Genomic DNA, 18611 nt, shown 5'->3' with positions numbered 1-18611 from the left:
CATGACCACGAACCTGCCGCGCGCCACCCCACAATCGCGCGGCACGGATCCGGCAATATTGTGCGCCCTGCTCGACGATCTCGAGCGTCAGGATATCGAGCTGCACAGTCTTCTCGTCTGGCAGGATGGCGCGCTGATCCTCGATGCCTATTGGGCGCCCTATGCCCCGGAACGGCCGCACATGATGCATTCGGTGACCAAGAGCTTTACCGCCATGGCGGTGGGCTTGGCCGTCGCCGATGGCCTGCTGTCGGTTGATGATGCCGTGCTGAAATTCTTTCCCGATCATACCGGTCCGATTGACGAAAACCTCCGGGCCATGACGGTGCGCCATCTCCTGACCATGACCAGCGGCCACGGCCGCGGCATTTCCGGTGGTTCCTGGCGGCGGGTGCGCACCAGCTGGGTTAAGGATTTCCTGCTGCAGCCGACGCCCCATGAGCCCGGCTCGGTGTTCGTCTATGACAGCGCGGCAAGCTACATGCTCTCGGCCATCGTGCAGCGGGCGACCGGACGGATGATCCGGGATTATCTTGACGAACGCATCTTCCGCCCGATGGGCATGTCCAGAACCATGACCTGGGATACCGGCCCGGATGGCGTCAATACCGGCGGCAACGGCCTGAGCTGCACCAGCGAGGACATGCTGAAGCTCGGCATATTGCATCTTCAGGACGGTGAATGGCAGGGGCGCCAGCTTCTGCCGCGTGAATGGGTGCGCGCCGCCACCGGCATGCAGGTGCGCGACGTGGTGCTCGGCACCTTCACCGGCGATCATTATCTCGGGCCTGATGAGGCGGGCAATGACCAGTCCGCCAGCCGCCGAGAAGGCTATGGCTACCAATGGTGGCGTGGCCCGCATGACAGCTTTTCCGCCAACGGCCTGTTCGGCCAGTATTGCATCGTGCTGCCCAAGGAGAAGACTGTGGTGGCCTTTACCGGTGGGCTTGATGATAACGATCGCCGCGTGCACGGGCTGATCTATGACGGATTGCGGCCGGCACTCGGCGCCGGCGCTGCTGTCGCCGGCCGGGACGAACGACTGGAAGTACGCATTGCCGGGTTACGGCTCAAGCCGCGCCCGGGTATTGCCCGCCCGAACCCGGCAGCCGGACCGCTCGTCGGCAGCTGGCGCGTGGCGCCGAACGACCAGGGGGTGGAACGCATATCGATCGCCCAGGAAGCGAACGCGCTGCGCTTCACCCTCGGCGATGCCGATGGCGACCATGAGGTGCTGGCAGGTTTCGGATGCTTCATGGAGACGGTGACGACCATGCCCGGCGCCCGGCTGCACCATTCCTATCAGCCGGAAGCCGGCCTGCGTGTGCTGGCCTGCGCCCGCTGGCTGGCAGGCGCAGGTGGCGAAATGGTGCTGGAAATGGAGTGGATCTTCGTCGAGACCGCCTTCCGCGATACGGTGCGGCTGCATTTCAGTGACGGCCTTGTCAGGCTGACGCGCAGCGTCAACGTCAATTCCTCCGAGCTGGCCCTGCCGGAGCTCACGGGCCATCCCGCGGCCGGTGCCGATGCGCCGAGGGAGAAGAAACATGGATGAGCCGGTCGCGATTGCCCACATGACCCATGAGGCCTTCGCCCGGCGGATGGAGCGGCCGGCTGTCATTCTCATCCCGCTGGCGTCCCAGGAAGAGCAGGGGCCGCATGCGCCAATGGGCGATTTCATGCTGACGGACCGGCTGGCGGAGATGAGCGCGCGGGCGGGCGACGGCCTCACGGCGCCCGTTCTGCCGTTCGGCCATGCCGAATTCTTCCGTGCCATGGCGGGTGGCATCCAGCTGCGCGCCTCGACCTTCACCGCGGTGCTGGAGGATATTCTCGTCTCCTTCCTCGATCATGGGCACGAGCAGCTGCTGATCTTCAACGGCCATACTACCAATGCGCCGCTGATCGACCAGGTCTGCCGCAAGCTGCGGCGCGAACGTGGTGTGCTCATCCCCTCGCTCAATATCTGGCAGAGCATACCGGAGCGCCTGTGGAGCGAACTCTATGGCGAGGATGCGGCGCGGGTGCGCGGCCATGGCGGCGAGCCGATCACCTCCGTCTCGATGCATCTTTTCCCCGATCTCGTCGATGCCGGCGCAATCCGCGATCCTGCACCGCGCGGCAGCGCGTTCGGCTTGTCCGTTGGCGGCGTCCTGTCGAGCCGTTTCGAGGGACTGCCGTTGCAGATCCCGCTCGATTGCACCGAGGTCGATCCGGCGGGCATGCTTGGTGGCCTCGCCTCCCGCGCCAGTGCCGACAAGGGCCGGGCGATCTGCGACCATATCGTCGGCCACACCGCCCGGCTGATGCGGCATCTGGCGGATTTCAATCCACGTGACGCCGTCCAGTCGGCGATCTCGCAGGCAACGTCCAGAAACGAGGAAAAGCTATGACCGAATTGCGCATCGGATCCATGCCCGAACCGGCGCCGCGCGAAGTCGTCGCTGCGCTGGAGAAAATCGAAACTGCCAGCGTCGGCCATCTGCGTCATACCGGTTTTATGAGCACCGGCATCCAGGCCGCCGCGCCCGATCAGAAGGCACGCGCGGGCGTTGCCGTCACGCTGGCCCTGCCGGCCATGTGCTCCACCTTGCTGCATTACGCGCTGAGCCATCTGCGTCCCGGCGACATGCTGGTGATCGATCGGCTCGGTGATACCCGCCATGCCTGCCTTGGCGGAGCGGTGGCGCGGGCGGCGCGGCTGGCCGGCGTTGCCGGCGTCGTCATCGATGGCCCCTGTACCGATGTCGCGGAAATCCTGGCGGAGGGCCTGCCGGTGTGGTGCCGTGGCGTATCCTCTGTCACCACGCGCCAGCTCGATCTCGGCGGCACGTTCAATCGTCCGGTATCCTGCGGCGGCGTGCCGGTACTGCCGGGCGACCTCGTGCTCGGCGATGCTTCCGGCGTCGTCGTCCTGCCGGCGGACGAGGCGGCGGAGATTGCCGCCCCCTGCATCGCCCGGGAAGGCCGCGTGGCGCGCACCATGCAACGCCTCCTCGATGGCGAGAAGCTTGGCGACATCACCCGTGCGGTCGAGAAGATCAATGCTCGTTTGACCGCGACAAGCAAGGATAGGGAAGGCAAGGAAGAAGGAAAGACATCATGATCCCAGGCGATCTCAAGGATCTGACGATCGAGGGCGTGATTTCGGTCATCGCGCCGCGCGCGCCGCTGGTGCCGATGGTGTTCGACAGCCCCCATAGCGGGCTGGATATGCCGCAGGATTTCCATCCGGCCGTCACCGTGGAGCGGGTCAGGGTGGCTGCGGATACCCATGTGGACGACCTGTTCGAATCCGCACCCGCTATAGGCGCCCCTTTGCTCAAGGCGCATTTCCCGCGCAGTTTCCTGGACGTGAACCGCTCGCTGCGCGACATGGATACCCAGCTTGTTTCAGGCGAATGGCCGCATCCGACCCGCGAGAGCGGCACCGCGAAGCGTGGCATGGGACTGATGTGGCGTTTCGCCTGGGGCAACGAGCCCATGTATGCCGCGCCGATGAGCGTGGCGGAAGCCGAAGCACGCATCGGCAAATATTGGCAGCCTTATCACCATCACCTTGCCATGCTGCTCAATGCCGTCTACGCGCGGTTTGGAAAGGTCTATCACATCAACTGCCATTCGATGACGGCGGTCGGCCATGAGATCTCATCCGATCCGCCCGGCACGGTGCGCGCCGATATCTGCCTCGGCGATCTCCATGGCGCGTCCTCCTCGCAGGAATTCGTCGCGTTGATCGCCGAAACCCTGAAAGCCGAGGGGCTCGACGTCGCCTTGAACCGACCTTTCCGTGGCGCTGAACTGGTTACGGCCTATTCAAATCCGGCGCATGGTCGCCACAGCGTGCAGTTTGAGATCAACCGCAAGCTCTACATGGACGAGGCGACGCGCGAACGGAGCCCCGGCTATGAAAAATTGAAGGATGTGTTTGCCCGCATGAACCGCGTGCTGGCCGATTATGCCATCCGGTCATGAAATTGAGGCAAGAAGAGGATTCGCCATGCCCGTACGGGAACAGACCGCACCGCTGAATTTCTACCGGCGCGGCCGCACGCCGATCTTCGCCTCGCGAATGGATCAGCGCTTCTCCTGGTGCTGCTACGTGCCCAGCGGCTATGACCCGGGCGGGGAAAAGGTGCACCCGCTTGCCGTGCTGGTCCACGGAAGCCTTCGCGATGCCGATATCCTGCGCGACGAATTCATCGACTTCGCGGAAGAACAGCAGTGCGTGCTATTGGCACCACTCTTTCCGGCCGGCATCGACGACCCGGAAGACCTTCATAACTACAAGCACGTGATCTATCATGGCATCCGCTACGATCTCATCCTTCTGGATATGATCGAGGAACTGGCTGCGCGCTACCGGGTGCACGGCGACAAGGTTCTGATGCACGGCTTTTCGGGCGGGGCGCAGTTCGTTCACCGTTTCCTCTATCTCCATCCGCGCCGACTTCGCGCCGTTTCGATAGGCGCTCCGGGCACGGTCACTCTCCCGGACGACAGCGCCTCCTGGTGGGTCGGCGTCAAAGGCATGGAAGAGATATTCGGTCAGCGGTTCGACGTGGAGGCCATGCGCCATGTAGCGATCCAGTTGGTCATCGGCGACGCGGATATAGAAACCTGGGACGTGACCGTGGGGTCGAAATCGCCCTTCTGGATGAACGGTATCAACGACAGCGGCGACACGCGTGTGGAGCGCTTGCATACGCTGGAAAAGCGGCTGAAGGACATCGGTGTCGTGCCGCATTTCGACACCGTGCCAGGTGTTAGTCACGACGGGAGCGGCATTCAGTTGCCGGTGAAGGCTTTCTTTTCCGCCATTCTCGCTGGCAAGAACTGAGGCCGGCCACAGGTTTGCCCCGTTCGATGCAGCGAGATGCTATTGCCGGGCTTCAATCTTCGATTCGGCCGGGTGTGACCGCCGCGCCGGCAGGCGAGCGGCTGAGATGCCGGAACAGGATGGCGGAAGCCAATTTGCGGTCGTCGGTGTTTATCGCCTCCAGAATGGCCAGATGATCGCGTGCCGCTTTACGTACGCCGGCCTCGCTCAATTCCGCGAATTCGGCATATTCTGTCATGCGCCGCAGGCTGTTCTGCCGCCGGATGGATTGCACGAGGAAACGGTTGTTCGACCAGGAAACGACGGTTTCATGAAAGCGAGCATTGGCTTCGAACCACGCTGATCCCTCGATCGAAGCGAGTGGCGCATTGAGAAGGGCGGTCTGTTCGCGTTCCAGAGCTTCAAGTGCTTCGGGATCGGCGCAGAACGTGTCCTCCATAACCGCGCCGCATTCGATGATGGCGCGGAAGGCATAGCTTTCATTCACTGCCTGGCGATTATCGAGGCATTCTGCGAAACGCCAACCATGGCCGTCGCGCCGTTCGGCCAATCCCTCCGCGGAAAGCCGTATGAGCGTGCGGCGTACGGTGCCGCGAGAGGTACCGAAATACTCCAGAAGCTCGGTCTCGGAAGCCTCGCTGCCGATCAGCCCGTTGGCCCGGGCATGCATGATCTGCCGGTAGAGCGTGTCCACCTCGGAGGGCGGCACGAGCTCGTCTACGTTCTCGTCGACAGGTGGTGGCCGCACTAGCGTGAAGCCACGGTTGTCGGTTTGCGCGACGGTGCCTATTTCCGCCAGGAATTGCAGGACCTGCCGGACGGGCGTGCGGGAAATGCCGAATTCGCGCGCCAACGCGGCATCGGAGATCTTTTCGCCCACCGCCCAGCGTCCGGTACTTATAATGGGCATAAGCTTGCGGGCAACTTCAATCTGCAAGGAACTTAGTCCGCCTGTGTCCAATCCGTATTGTTCCGGTGTCGCACCCTTTGTGTTCACGATGGATCAATCCCTCACGACGTGGAAAAGTGATTTATATGTATCGATAATACAAAAATATCCTCATACCGAAAGCTGTTTTGTGGATTTGAAATCAGCAGCGTCTCGCAGTCGCAGCCTTTTGGAGGGCGTAATTTGCTTCGGGACCAAGGGTGTTATGTTCACCACCATTGAGGACGAAACGGGGCTGACCAATATCGTCATCTGGCCCACCTTATTCGAGAAACGCAGGCGTGTTGTGGTGTGCTCGTCGATGATGCAATCGACTGCCGCATCCAAAGGGAAGGGGAGGTCGCGCATCTCGTCGCGCAGCAACTGTTCGACCTTTCAGGTGATCTTGTTGGTCTGGCCGATCTGGATACCGAGTTCAAGTTGCCGACCGGGGAGGGGACGAGTTTGCGCATGATGGCAGCGGGCCGGATTCACGCGATAGGCCGAAGCCCGTGGCCCCCCGACACATGTTCGTCCCCGATCTTCATATCGATACGCTGAAGGTGAAGGCCCGGAATTTTCAATGATCTTGAGCGCTAATGACGTTGGCCCGCATACGTGGCGGGGCGGGCCAACAGTGAACGTGGACCAAGCCACAACTATCGTCACCGCGCCGCAGCGATCGCCGCCCGGACGTTACCTGCCGATTGATGCCCGATCAACTCGGCGTAAAATCCTCCCATTTCGATCAGGTCGTGATGCGCCCCTCGCTCAACAATCCGACCATCGCGCATGACAAGAATCTCGTCGGCCGCACGGATCGTCGAAAGACGATGTGCGATGATGATTGTCGTTCGATCGAGCATCAGCTCGTCGAGAGCCTTGCGGACGTGCGCTTCACTGGCAGCGTCCAGATGCGAAGTGGCCTCATCGAGGATGAGGACAGGAGCGTTTTTGAGGAACGCTCTGGCAATGGAAATCCGCTGTCTCTGCCCGCCGGACAGCTGCACACCATGCTCCCCGACCGACGTTTCCAATCCAGCCGGCAAGCAATTCACGAACTCCGTCAGAGCTGCCCGCTCGATTGCCTGTTTCAACTCTTCATCAGTCGCGTTTGGCCGGGCGAGCCGGATGTTTTCGGCAAGGGTCGCGTTGAAGAGATAGGTGTCTTGGGCGACGAGTGCGATATGCTCACGGAGGCTATCGAGAGTGATGTCCCGCAAATCGTGACCGTCGATTGTGATGCGTCCTTTTTGCGGATCCCAGAAGCGTAGCAAGAGGTTGGCGATCGTCGTCTTTCCTGCACCCGATGAACCGACCAGGGTGATGCGTGCGCCTGACGGCACTGGCCCCGCTGATTTGGCTACCTTCACCAGAGTGCTCTTGTTCGAGCCTGAGCGCGCCTGACAGGCGCGCTCGACAATTCGTTATTCCCGCACAATGCCTGCGATCGCGTCAAAGACACGGGCAGAATATATCAATGCCGCGCCCGTATTAAGGCACCGGCGACGCCGAGTGTTTCCTTGATCTCCCTAAGCACGACGGCCTTCTATGACTGAGGCGCCCTCACCTGCAGCGAAAACCTCTGCGCCGCTTCAATCGCCCCCATGTCCAACCCCATCGAATATCCGGCCCTCTCCAGATGCGCGACGAGCGAAACGGTGCTGAGATTGCCCGCCGCACCTGGAGCAAAGGGGCAGCCGCCGAGGCCCCCAATGGCGCTGTCGAAGATGCGGATGTTCCAGCCAAGGGCTGCATCGACATTATCAAGCGCATGGCCGTGGGTGTCGTGAAAATGGCAGGCCAGCTGTTCGGCCGGAAGCGCCCCGACGGCCATGCGCATCAGGGTATCGACACGATCGGATTGCGCCCGCCCTATCGTGTCGGCGAGCGAGATTTCGGCGCAGCCCAGATCGGCCAGGGCCTGCGCTACCGCGAGCGCTGCCTCCGGCGCGATCTGGCCCTCGTAAGGGCATTCGAAACTGCAGGACACATAGCCCCTGAGGCGCACGCCGTGCTCGGCCGCGAGTGCCGCGACCGGCTTGAAGCGCTCCAGGCTTTCGGCGATCGAGCAGTTGATGTTCTTCTGCGCGAAGCTTTCCGACGCGCTGGTGAACACTGCCAGTTCCTCGACGCCGATGGCGAGCGCCGAAAGCGCGCCGCGTTCATTGGGTACGAGCACCGAGCGGATCAGGCCGGGCGCAGGCGCAGTGCCATTAAGTACGGCCTCATGATCGGCCATCTGCGGAACCCAGCGCGGCGAGACGAAGGACGTAACCTCCAGCCGGGTGAAACCGGCGACCCGCAACAGGCGGATCAGCTCCAGCTTGTCGGCGGTTGATACGATCTGCTTTTCGTTCTGCAGCCCGTCGCGCGGGCCGACTTCGACGATGGTGGCGGAAGGACGCATCGTCATGCGTCCTTGCTGCGATTGGCGAAGGCGGCGAGCCCGCGTCGCGCATCCTCGCTCTCGAACGTGCGCTGCCCGAGTGCCGCCTCCCGCGCGAAGGCGTCCTTGAGCGGCAGGTGCTGCAGCGTCAGTGCGGCTTCCTTGATGGTCTGCACCGCGCCCGCGCTGAGCCTGGCGATGCGGCCGGCCAGTTCGAAAGCGGCCGGCTCCACCTCGGCGGTCTCGACCACGCGATTGACGACGCCGCGCGCCACGAGATCGGCGGCCGAGAAGCGCTCGGCCGTCAGCATCAGTTCCATCGCATGGGCATAGCCCACCTGCCGCACCAGCCGCACCAGCGTGCCGCCGGCCGGCACGAAGCCGTGGACCGGTTCCGGCAGCTGGAACTGTGCGTCGCTGGCGGCGATGCGGATATCCGTTGCGAGCATCATCTCGAAGCCGCCGCCGATGCAGAGGCCGCGGACCGCGGCGATCACCGGCTTGTAGAAGCCTTCGATCTTCAGATGGGCCGGATCCCAATGCGAAATGTCGAAATGGCCTCCCGCCAGCGCGGGGATGGATTCGGTCAAGTCCGCCCCGACGCAGAAGGCCCGTTCGCCGGCGCCGGTGAGAACCACGACGTTGACCTCGCCATCGCCATTGGCCTCGGCGAAAGCCCGGCCGAGGTCGTCATACATGGCCAGCGTCAGCGCGTTCATCTTCTCCGGCCGGTTGAGCCGGATGGTGGCGACGGCGCCTTTCTTTTCGTAGGAAATGCTCATCAGATCGCTCCGGCCGCCTTCAGTTTTTCGATCTCGTCTTCGGCCAGGCCGGCGAGTTTCGAAAACACCAGGCCGTTGTGCTCGCCAGGGCCGGGCGCCTTTTCGTTCGGCTCTTCCTCGCGGCCGGACAGCTTGATCGGCAGGCCGAACATGCCGATCAGCTTGCCGGCGATCGGCACGTCGACGATCATGTTGCGGGCGGCGATGTGCGGATCCTCCACCACTTCGGCAATGGTCTTGATCGCGCTCAGCGGTACCTTGTCGCCGGCCATCTCCTCCAGTTCAGCCTTGGTGTAGCTGGAGAACCAGCGTTCGAGCAGCGGCTTGACCTTCGTCTCGGCCACGACCGGATCGAAGCGCTTCTCCATCGTGTCGATCTCGGGATCGATAGCGTTTTCCGGCTCGTCGAACAGGGCGCAGGTGATCGCCCAGAACTTATCGGTATAGCCGCCGAAGAACACATAGCCGTCCTTGCAGGGGAACTGCCCGTAGGGGCGGACGAACGGATGGTCGTTGCCGAGCGGCGAGGCCACTTCCTTCTGCGCGGTGTAGCGCACCACGGCATTCTCGGTCAGCGTCAGCACCGAATCTTGCTGCGACACGTCCACCACCTGACCCTTGCCGGTACGCTCGGCCTCACGGAGCGCAGCGATGGTGCCGATCGCCGCATAGAGCGAGGCGGAGAGGTCGCCGATGATGGTTCCGACACGCACCGGCGGGCGATCGGCGTAACCGTTCATCGACCAGAGACCGCCTGCGGCCTGCCCGGTATTGTCATAGGCGGGCTTGGAGGCGTTCGGCCCGGTGCGGCCGAAGCCGCTGATCCCAGTATAGACGAGCCTGGGATTGACGGCACTGAGCACCTCGTAGCCGAGGCCCAGCTTCTCCATCGTGCCGGGGCGGAAATTCTCGACCAGGATATCGACCTTGGCCACCAGCTTGCGCAGCAGTTCCTTGCCTTCGGGCGACTTCAGGTTGAGTGTGACGCCGAGCTTGTTGCGGTTGAACTGGGTGAAGAACGCGCTCAGTTGCGCCTCTTCGGAGCTGACGAAGGGCGGGAAGGTTCGGGCATAGTCCGGCTCGTCGGGATGTTCGACCTTGATGACGGTGGCGCCGAGATCTGCCAGCAGCATCGAGCAGAACGGCCCGGCGACGACGCGCGTGATATCGAGAACGGTCACGCCTGCGAGTGGACCGGACCGGCGGCTGCGCCAGCTACCGATTTCGTCGAGTTTTTCTGTCATGTGATCCTCCCGAGTGCGGATTGCGCTTTCGTTCCTGCGATGAAGCGCAATTCCGTAAAGCATGTCGTGCAAACGTGTGTAGCGGTTTTGCATAGCGGCATGCGAAAAAGCAAAGACTTGAAGCGTGCCGTGTGAATCTTGGAGTGGTATGCCACGGTGTTTGGCGGCTGCCCCTCACCCGGCAGGGGGGTGAGGGGCAAGGACTCGATATCGCCTACCGTGGAACCTCAAAGATCGCGACGCGCCTTCTATCTGCTCCGGCAATTACCGGCCGCTCCGCATTTCGGCCAGCACCGCCTCCGCCTTGTCGATCCGTACATGGCCGTCCTTGCGCAGGCGGGCGACCACTTCGTCGATCTCCTCGCTGCTGGCGCCGGCGGCGACCGCGATGTTGCGGGCGTGCAGCGACATGTGGCCCTTCTGGATGCCTTCGGCGGCGAGCGCCCGGAGCGCGCCGGTATTCTGTGCGAGGCCGACGGCGACGATGATTTCGGCGAGCTCCTGCGCGCTCTTAACGCCGAGCAGCTTGACGGCCGCCTGGGCGACGGGATGGGTCTTGGTGGCGCCGCCGACGAGACCGACCGCCATCGGCACTTCCATCGTGCCGACGAGGTTGCCGGCCGCGTCCTTTTCGTAATGCGACAGCGAGGTGTAGCGTCCCGACGCGGCGGCATGCGAATGCGCGCCGGCTTCCACCGCGCGGGTGTCGTTGCCGGTTGCAAGCACCACCGCGGTGATGCCGTTCATGATGCCCTTGTTATGGGTCGCGGCGCGATAGGGATCGGCGGCGGCAAAGACATAGGCGTCGATGATGCCGTCGACCACGTCGGGGCCGCCGAGCGATTCGGCGTCATAGGTTGCGCGCACGCGGGCGAGGCGCAGGTCGGCCTTGTTGGACAGGATGCGCAGGCGCACCCGGGCGCCGGCGATTTCCGATACGAGCGGCGCCAGCGCCTCGGCCATCGTGTTCACCGCATTGGCGCCCATGGCGTCGCGCACGTCGACGATCAGGTGCAGCACGACATAGGTCCGGTCGCCGGCCTCGACGATGCGCACCTCGATATCCTTGGCGCCGCCGCCGAGCTTGACCAGCATCGGGTCCTGTTCGTTGGCGAGGTTCAGCAAGTCCTGGCGACGTTCATAGAGGCGGAGGCGGGCGCCGTGCGGATCCCGCGCGCCGACCAGCTGGATCTGCGAGATCATGATCGGCTGGTCGCTCGACGTGTGGAAACCGCCATGGAGGCGCGCGACCGAGGCCATATTGCTCGCCGCAGCCACGACCGAAGGCTCTTCCGTCGCCATAGGGATGAGGTAGTCGCGTCCGTTGATGGTGAAATTGGCTGCGACGCCGAGCGGGATCGATAGGGTGCCGACGACGTTCTCGACCATGCGGTCGGCGATCTTCAGCATTTCCGCATCCGCCGTCGCGAGGTTTGCGATATCGGCTTCGGCCACGCCGCTCTGCTTGACGACCGTCTTGAAGCGCTCCGACGGAGAAAGTTTGTAGAACCCCGGAATGCGGCTGTTCGCGGACATGAGTCAGGTCTCCCACTGTGTATCTCGGCAGAACCTATGTGCGGCCTCTCGCGCAGCCAATGTGGGTGGATCACACTGCCGTCGGCGACAACTGTCGACTTGCTACAGCGCAGTGCAGCGGAGATTGGAGTGTATCGGGAGGCGGCCGATGTGGCTGCAGCGGTTTCGGTGAGAGGGAGCGATGCAGTCGCCTGGCTATGACGGGCTCACCAGCCCTCCCTCCGTTATCCGGACTTGATCCGGGATGACGGGAGGCTGAGGGATCTGCCTAGCCAAAGAGCGCTCATTCACATTCTATTCCCTTGCGGCGTCCAGTGAAATCACGCGGAGGCCGGGTGAGGGGGCGCCCCAGGTCACCTGCCGCAGCACATGCAGGCGCAACGCGATGTGCACTTCGAGGCTCTTGGCGGGATCGGCCCAGTCGGGATTGATCTGGGCGATAGTGTCGAGGCGCTGGCGCATGGTGTTGACGTGGATGCCCAGCATTTCCGCCGCCTTCTGCAGGCTGCGGCCGGTGTCGAGATAGGCGAGCAGGGTGATGGCGAGCTGGCTCTTGCGCTTTTCGTCCTGATCGAGCAGCGAGCCGACCGAGGTTCGCAGGAAGGAGGCGATCGCGTCGTCGCCCTTGTTCTGGAACAGCAGCGCGTAGATCGAGAAGCTCTTTTCGAACACGACCCGGCCCCGCTGGTCGAGGCCCTGGATCAGGCTGATGCAGCGCCGCAGCGCTTCGTATTCGGTCGGCACCTTGTCGAAGGAGGTGATCAGGTCTGATATCACCACGGTGAAGCGCAGTCCGAAGGCTTCGTCCAGCCTGTCGGATATCCGCCGCGCCAATTGCTCGGGCTCGGATGCGTTGGTGACGATCGCCAGGTCGCCGTTGAACTCGGCGAAGATCGTGTCGCGACCGGCGAGCGTCGAACGCAACGCCGAAGACGCCTGGGCCGAGGTGATCGCCACCAGTTCCACCAGCATGACGGTAACGGGCCACGAGAGTGAGATGCCCGGAGGCAGGCGGCGCGCGCTTTCGGGCGAGAACGGGTCGCTGGTTCCGCGCAGCAGCGCCGAGACGGTGTCGACCACGTTGCGATGGGCGATCTGCGCGATGCGGTCCAGCGACAGAAGCACGATGCCCGTGACGATGGCGCTGCGCTCCAGCGTGCGGGTTTCCGACGGCGAAAGGGGGCGGGCCCGGCTCAGCACCAGCGCGCCCCAGCGGGTCGAGCCGCCCATCACCGCCGCGACCACCGTGGTGCTGCCGCCCGCGGCCGGAAGTGCCACGGACCGGCCGAGCCGGTCGCTTTCGCGCACGGCGCGGGCCAGTTCGTCGTCGCCGAGGCTACCGGCCATTTCGCCCGAGATCAGGTTGCGGGTTTCGTCGATCACCCCGACCTGACCCTTCAGGAGATTGGACACGCGGTCGACGAGATCGTCCAGCGTGCCGCCGCGGGCGATCAGTTCAGTCAGCTGTTCGTGGGCGACGGCGGCCTGTTCGATATCATCCGCCTTGGCACGCAGCGCCGAATTCGCGTCCTTGGCGAGAAACAGCGCGCGCTGCGCCTCTTCCAGCAAGCGGGCATTCTCGATGGCCAGCGCCGCGAACGTGCCGAGCGAGGACAGTACCGAACGCTCCTGCGGCGTGTATGAGCGGACATAGCGATCGCCGACGAACAGCACGCCCATCACATAGGCTTCTAGTTCGAGCGGAATGCCGAGGATCGAGATGATGCCTTCGCCGCTGATCGCCCGGTCGATGCCGGTATCGTGGTCGAAATTGCGGTCTGCCGAGTAATTGCTGGAATAGAACGGCCGCCGCGTGCGAGCGACGCTGCCGCACACGCCGATATTGCGGGGCACGCGGATCCGGCCGAAATCCTGGGAAATCACACCTTCTGTCGTGCGCACATAGAAATCGCCATGCTCCTCGTCCGCAGCGGAGAGATAGGCGATGTCGCTGCCGACCAGCTGCCGGGCGCGCTGGACGATGGCCTGCAGGATCTGGTCGGTGTCGCGCAGGGCCGAGAGATCGCGCGCCGTGTCGTAAAGGGCGGAGAGCTCGACTTCGCGCTTGCGCTTGAGCTCGAAATTTTCGCGCAGCCGCACCGCGGTGGCGATGGCGTCGGCGATCGAATCGGCGAACCCGTCCTCCCAGGCGACGCCCTTGGCCCCGGCGGCCAGCTGTTCGAAACTCGAAAGCGGAGCATTGCTGCCGAGCAGTTCCAGCAGGCGCCGGTAATATTGCGCGGCCTCTGCGCCTCCGTTCGTCTTCTGACCAACGGGCACGGCGCCGGCTTCACTGGACATTCACGTTCTCCGTTTCGCGGTCGCGTATTCAGGTCACACGATCGGACTGCCACGTTTTCGCGTCGCCGATAACGTATTTTATCCACATAGTCCCAGGCAATGAATAGGCTCCAGATACATTTACCCGACATATGCGCCCGGAATTTTTGCAGCGATGGCCGGATCGGGGTAGGAGTCGGGCCTTTCAGCGCCCGGAGGGTCGCAGACCGCGCTGCGCCGCACCATGTCTGCGGCATTGCGGGATAGATGCCAAGATCACTAACCTCCTCATCCTTCTCGGGCTCATCTGTCGATGATCGACACTACTGACCTTCGAAGGTGTGGTTCCGAGACATTGAACGCCGTGAGGTGCCTTACCTAAGGTGTCGGCCATATCGCATCCGGAAAGATGCGTTAATAATAATAAGAGGGAACGACCTAAATGAGATCCAACAGAACAACCGTGGGCTTGTGTCTGGCAACCCTTGCGGCAACGACGGTCATGCCGGCAATCGCCCTTGCCGATGATAGCAAGATCAGTGACGATGTCATCCGCATCGGGCTGATCGAGGACATGTCAGGCGTCTATGCCGATATCACCGGCAAGGGCGCAGTGACGGCGGCGCAGATGGCTGTCGAGGAATTCGGCGGCAAGGTTCTCGGCAAGACGGTGGAAGTGGTTTTCGCCGACCATCAGAACAAGCCAGACATCGCCGCCTCGATCGCCCGCAAGTGGTTCGATGAGGAAAGGCTCGACGCCATACTTGACGTGGCTTCGTCGTCGCCGGCATTGGCGGCGCTCGAAGTGGCAAAGCAGAAGAACAAGATCATCACGCTCAGTTCGCCCGGTTCGGTGCGCATCACCAACGACGTATGCGGTCCCTATGTGGTTCACTGGGCCTATGACACCTATGCCATCGCCCACAGCACCGGGCAGGCTCTCGTAGGTGCCGGCTTCGACAGCTGGTATTTCGTCACGGCCGACTACGCCTTCGGCCACAGCCTGGAAAAGGACACGGGCGAGGTGGTGACGGCGCAGGGCGGCAAGGTGCTCGGCAACACGCGCCTTCCGGTCGGCACGACCGATTTCGGCTCCGCGCTGCTGATGGCTCAGAGTTCGGGTGCCAAGGTCGTGGCGCTCGCCAATGCCGGCGGCGACACCATCAATTCGATCAAGCAGTCGGCGCAGTTCGGCTTGACCCAGGGCGGCCAGAAGCTGGCGACGCTCGCCGCCTTCATCAACGACGTGCACGGCGTCGGCCTCGCCGAGGCGCAAGGCCTGACCATCACCGAGGCTTCCTACTGGGACATGAACGACGAGACGCGCGCCTGGTCGTCGAAGTTCTTCGACAAGGTCAAGGCCATGCCGAACATGCTGCAGACCGGCACCTATTCGTCCGTACGCCACTATCTCAAGGCGGTCGAGGCCGCGGGCACCGACGAGACCAAGGCCGTGATGGCCAAGATGAAGGAACTGCCCGTGCAGGACCTGTTCTACAAGGGCGCGATCCGCGAGGACGGCCGCATGGCGCACGACATGTACCTGTTCGAGGTCAAGAAGCCCGACGAATCCAAGAAGCCGTGGGACTATTACAAGCTGCTCGCCAAGATCGATGCGGAACATGCGTTCCAGCCGCTGGCAAAGTCCACATGCGCATTGGTCACAAAGAAATAACCCGTCGACATGCCGCGGCGGAGCCAAGGGGGCGGGCCGCGGCATCCCAACAGCATTTTATCGGCAAAGGAGAGAATAAATGAATCGGCGGGAATTCAATCTGATGATGGCGGCCATGTTCGGCGCCACCGTTTTTTCCGGGCAGTCCTACGCACAGGCGAGCGTCGACACGCTGACGTCCATCGTCAATCCCGAACCGCCGATCCTCAATCTCGGCCTCAACCAGCAGACGCCGACCGGCGTCGTGGCCGGCAAGATGTACGAAGGCCTCCTGTCCTATGCCAAGGACCTGACGCCGCAGCCGCTGCTCGCCGACAGGTGGGAAATCTCCGAGGACGGCCTGACCTATACCTTCCACCTCGCCAAGAATGCGAAGTGGCATGACGGCCAGCCGTTCACCTCCGCCGACGTCGTTTTCTCCTGCAAGACCATGCTGCCTGAAGTCCATCCGCGCGCCCGTGACGTGTTCAACCGTTGCGAAGACATTTCCGCGCCCGACGAACATACCGTCGTGTTCAAGCTGAAGAAGGCTTTCCCGGCATTCCTGATGGCGTTCGAAACGGCGTCTGCGCCGATGGTGCCGCGCCATATGCTGGAAGGCAAGGACTACCGCAAGGCCGGGGCCGAGCAGCCGCCGATCGGCACCGGTCCGTTCCGCCTAGCGGAATGGGTCAAGGGTTCGCATATCCGCCTCGAGGCATTCGACGGCTACTATCGCGAAGGCCAGCCGAAGCTGAGGGAAATTTTCTATCGCGTCATTCCCGACTCCGCCTCGCGCGCCGTGTCCCTGGAACAGGGCGAAGCGCAGCTGGCGCAATGGCAGGACATCGAGCCCTTCGATGCGGCCCGTCTCACCGACCTGCCGCATCTCGACATGACGACCGAAGGCTACGAATACTTCTCGCCCATGCTGTGGGTGGAAGTGAATTGCCGCCGTCCCCCCATGAACGACAAGCGTTTCCGCCAGGCGCTGATGCACCTGATTGATCGCAACTTCGTGCGTGACCGCATCATGTTCGGCCTCGCCAAGGCCGCGACCGGCCCGATCGCCTCGTCGATGCGTTTCTACGATCCCAACGTGAAGACCTACGAGTCGTCGGTGCAGAAGGCCGTCGCCCTGCTCAACGAGATGGGCCTGAAGCCGGATGCCAGCGGCACCCGCGTGACCTTGAAATTCACCATGGTACCGGCAGGCGATACCTGGACCCGCATCGCCGAATATGTCCGCCAGGCCTGCGGTGCGGCCGGCATCAAGATCGAGCTACAGAGCAATGACCTGGCCGGCTGGGTTGCGGCCGTCAGCAATGGCGATTTCGACATCAGCGGCAATCAGCTCTACCAGAACGGCGATCCCGCCCTCGGTGTCGCCCGCACCTATATCTCCTCGAACATACGCAAGGGCGTGATGTTCTCCAACACATCGGGCTATTCCAACCCGAAGGTGGACGAGCTGTTCGAGGCGGCGGCCGTCGAGCTGAACCAGGAGAAGCGCCAGGCGCTCTATACGGAAGTGCAGAAGCTTCTGGTTGAGGAAGCCCCCGTTATCTGGCTGTGCGAGCAGAAATATCCAACAATCTACGACAACAGGCTGAAGGATCTGATCACCACCTCGACCGGCGTCAATGCCAATTTCGGCAAGACCCACTTCGCCTAAGAGCTTGCGCGAGCGCGGGGAGCATGCCCCAGGGCATACCCGCGCTCGCGTCATCTGTGTTACCCGGCCGTTGGCCGTATGGAAAAGGGCTCCCTGCCAGCATGACAGCGTATTTCGACGAGGCCGAAATTGCCATTCTCACGGCATGGCGGCACAAATTGCACCAGTTTCCGGAAGTCTCGAGCGAAGAAGCCGAGACGGCGCGCGAGGTCGTTTCTTTCCTGGCCGACACGCGTCCCGACCGGGTCGTAACCGGGCTCGGCGGACACGGCGTCGCGCTGGTCTATAACGGTGCGGAAGACGGACCGACGGTACTGCTGCGCTGCGAACTCGATGCCCTGCAGATCCATGAAATCTCTGACCTGCCGTACAGGTCGCGTATCGACGGCAAGGCCCATATGTGCGGCCATGATGGGCATATGACGATGATGGCGGCGGTGGCGCGCCATATCGGCATCAATCGTCCACTGCGGGGCAGGGCGGTGCTGCTGTTCCAGCCGGCCGAGGAAACGGCCCATGGCGCCGAAGCGGTGCTGGCCGATCCGCAATTTACCGAGATCACCCCGGATTACGCTTTCGCGATCCACAACATGCCCGGCCTGCCGCTCGGATCCGTCGCCGTGGCGCCGGGGCAGATCACCTGCGCCTCGATGGGCTTGCGCATCGAACTGACCGGCAAGACGGCCCATGCCTCGATGCCTGAGACGGGCCTTTCGCCGGCGACCGCCGTTGCCCGCATCATCGATGCGGTCAAGACCTTCCAGGCGGGCGACGTGATCGCCCAGGGGTTCCGCCGGGTGGCGCTGACGCAGGTGCAGATGGGCAAGGCTGTCTTCGGCATCACGCCTGGCTCCGCCGAAATCCGCATGACGCTGCGCACGCCAGCCAGCGATGCGATCCATGGCCTGCTGGACGACGTGCTCAAGATGGTGCGCGACGTGGCGGCCGAGGAAGGCCTCGCGCTCGTCCATTCGACGCATAATTTCTTCCGCGCCTGCATCAACGATGCCGAGGCGTCGCAGGCTTTCGAGACGGCGGCGACCCGCATGAAGCTCGAGCGGGTCACGGATTACGTGCCGATCCGCGGCGCCGAGGATTTCGGCCTGTTCGGTTCCTGCTCAAAGTCCGCGCTGCTGTTCATCGGTTCGGGCATGGACAGGCCGATGGTCCACAATCCCGATTACGATTTTCCCGACGCGCTGATCCCGGTCGGGGCCGAGCTGTTTCTCGATGTTCTCGACCAGTTGCTCGGCGTGCAACGGTAATTGAAGGAATGAAATACG

Annotated in this window: 15 protein-coding genes and 1 pseudogene; 9 read left to right on the top strand and 7 right to left on the bottom strand. The window is 63.0% G+C overall.

The features are described 5' to 3' along the window. Position 1 precedes the first annotated feature (1 nt). Genes DMO26_RS29235 through DMO26_RS29215 form a run of 5 tightly spaced genes read left to right on the top strand, consistent with a single transcriptional unit; the run spans position 2 to position 4840 of the window. Complete coding sequence (locus DMO26_RS29235; protein ID WP_226951459.1) at positions 2-1555, top strand: serine hydrolase domain-containing protein; 1554 nt, start codon at positions 2-4, stop codon at positions 1553-1555. Next, positions 1548-2393 carry a creatininase family protein gene (locus DMO26_RS29230; RefSeq protein ID WP_117195845.1) on the top strand — a complete coding sequence of 282 codons (846 nt, stop codon included), beginning with the start codon at positions 1548-1550 and terminating at the stop codon, positions 2391-2393. The genes DMO26_RS29235 and DMO26_RS29230 overlap by 8 nt, the downstream gene beginning before the upstream one ends. Continuing rightward, positions 2390-3106, top strand: coding sequence for an RraA family protein (locus tag DMO26_RS29225; RefSeq protein ID WP_117195844.1), 717 nt, complete (start codon positions 2390-2392; stop codon positions 3104-3106). The genes DMO26_RS29230 and DMO26_RS29225 overlap by 4 nt, the downstream gene beginning before the upstream one ends. Further along, positions 3103-3975 carry an N-formylglutamate amidohydrolase gene (locus DMO26_RS29220; protein ID WP_117195843.1) on the top strand — a complete coding sequence of 291 codons (873 nt, stop codon included), beginning with the start codon at positions 3103-3105 and terminating at the stop codon, positions 3973-3975. The genes DMO26_RS29225 and DMO26_RS29220 overlap by 4 nt, the downstream gene beginning before the upstream one ends. 25 nt (positions 3976-4000) lie before the next feature. Next, on the top strand, positions 4001-4840 hold the full coding sequence (locus DMO26_RS29215) for an alpha/beta hydrolase (RefSeq protein ID WP_117195842.1): 840 nt from the start codon (positions 4001-4003) through the stop codon (positions 4838-4840). A gap of 52 nt (positions 4841-4892) precedes the next feature. Here the strand turns inward: DMO26_RS29215 and DMO26_RS29210 are convergent, their stop codons facing one another. Then, positions 4893-5777, bottom strand: a complete 885-nt coding sequence (locus tag DMO26_RS29210; protein WP_226951458.1) for a GntR family transcriptional regulator — start codon at positions 5775-5777, stop codon at positions 4893-4895. A gap of 208 nt (positions 5778-5985) precedes the next feature. On the opposite strand from DMO26_RS29210, the pseudogene dnaE2 reads away from it, so the two are divergent. Continuing rightward, a pseudogene (gene dnaE2 / locus DMO26_RS34580) lies at positions 5986-6355 on the top strand (error-prone DNA polymerase); the annotation flags it as partial. Between the two features lie 78 nt (positions 6356-6433). Here the strand turns inward: dnaE2 and DMO26_RS29200 are convergent. The 6 genes from DMO26_RS29200 to DMO26_RS29175 form a co-directional block, all read right to left on the bottom strand. Then, on the bottom strand, positions 6434-7141 hold the full coding sequence (locus tag DMO26_RS29200; protein WP_205421276.1) for an ABC transporter ATP-binding protein: 708 nt from the start codon (positions 7139-7141) through the stop codon (positions 6434-6436). A gap of 176 nt (positions 7142-7317) precedes the next feature. Continuing rightward, the gene (locus tag DMO26_RS29195) at positions 7318-8178 is read right to left on the bottom strand and encodes a hydroxymethylglutaryl-CoA lyase (RefSeq protein WP_404947098.1); all 861 of its coding nucleotides are present in this window, start codon (positions 8176-8178) and stop codon (positions 7318-7320) included. Between the two features lie 2 nt (positions 8179-8180). Beyond that, positions 8181-8939 (bottom strand): enoyl-CoA hydratase/isomerase family protein, encoded by a 759-nt coding sequence (locus DMO26_RS29190; RefSeq protein ID WP_117195838.1) that lies wholly within the window; start codon positions 8937-8939, stop codon positions 8181-8183. Next, entirely contained in the window at positions 8939-10183 is a 1245-nt protein-coding gene (locus tag DMO26_RS29185; RefSeq protein ID WP_117195837.1) for a CaiB/BaiF CoA transferase family protein, read from the bottom strand. Before DMO26_RS29185 ends, DMO26_RS29190 begins: the two co-directional genes overlap by 1 nt. 264 nt (positions 10184-10447) lie before the next feature. Beyond that, positions 10448-11719, bottom strand: coding sequence for a hydroxymethylglutaryl-CoA reductase, degradative (locus DMO26_RS29180; RefSeq protein ID WP_117195836.1), 1272 nt, complete (start codon positions 11717-11719; stop codon positions 10448-10450). Positions 11720-12013: 294 nt separating this feature from the next. After that, positions 12014-14020, bottom strand: a complete 2007-nt coding sequence (locus DMO26_RS29175; RefSeq protein ID WP_117195835.1) for a helix-turn-helix domain-containing protein — start codon at positions 14018-14020, stop codon at positions 12014-12016. A 421-nt stretch (positions 14021-14441) separates the two neighbouring features. On the opposite strand from DMO26_RS29175, the gene DMO26_RS29170 reads away from it, so the two are divergent. The 3 genes from DMO26_RS29170 (at position 14442) to DMO26_RS29160 (ending at position 18593) form a co-directional block, all read left to right on the top strand. Further along, on the top strand, positions 14442-15674 hold the full coding sequence (locus tag DMO26_RS29170) for an ABC transporter substrate-binding protein (RefSeq protein WP_117195834.1): 1233 nt from the start codon (positions 14442-14444) through the stop codon (positions 15672-15674). 79 nt (positions 15675-15753) lie between these two features. Next, positions 15754-17328 (top strand): ABC transporter substrate-binding protein, encoded by a 1575-nt coding sequence (locus DMO26_RS29165; protein WP_117195833.1) that lies wholly within the window; start codon positions 15754-15756, stop codon positions 17326-17328. 101 nt (positions 17329-17429) lie between these two features. Further along, on the top strand, positions 17430-18593 hold the full coding sequence (locus DMO26_RS29160; RefSeq protein ID WP_117195832.1) for an amidohydrolase: 1164 nt from the start codon (positions 17430-17432) through the stop codon (positions 18591-18593). Positions 18594-18611: the final 18 nt, after the last annotated feature.

Source organism: Rhizobium terrae, from assembly GCF_003425685.1.
In the GTDB taxonomy this organism is placed as follows: Bacteria; Pseudomonadota; Alphaproteobacteria; order Rhizobiales; family Rhizobiaceae; genus Neorhizobium; species Neorhizobium terrae.
This window is presented reverse-complemented; position numbering and strand designations above follow the sequence as displayed.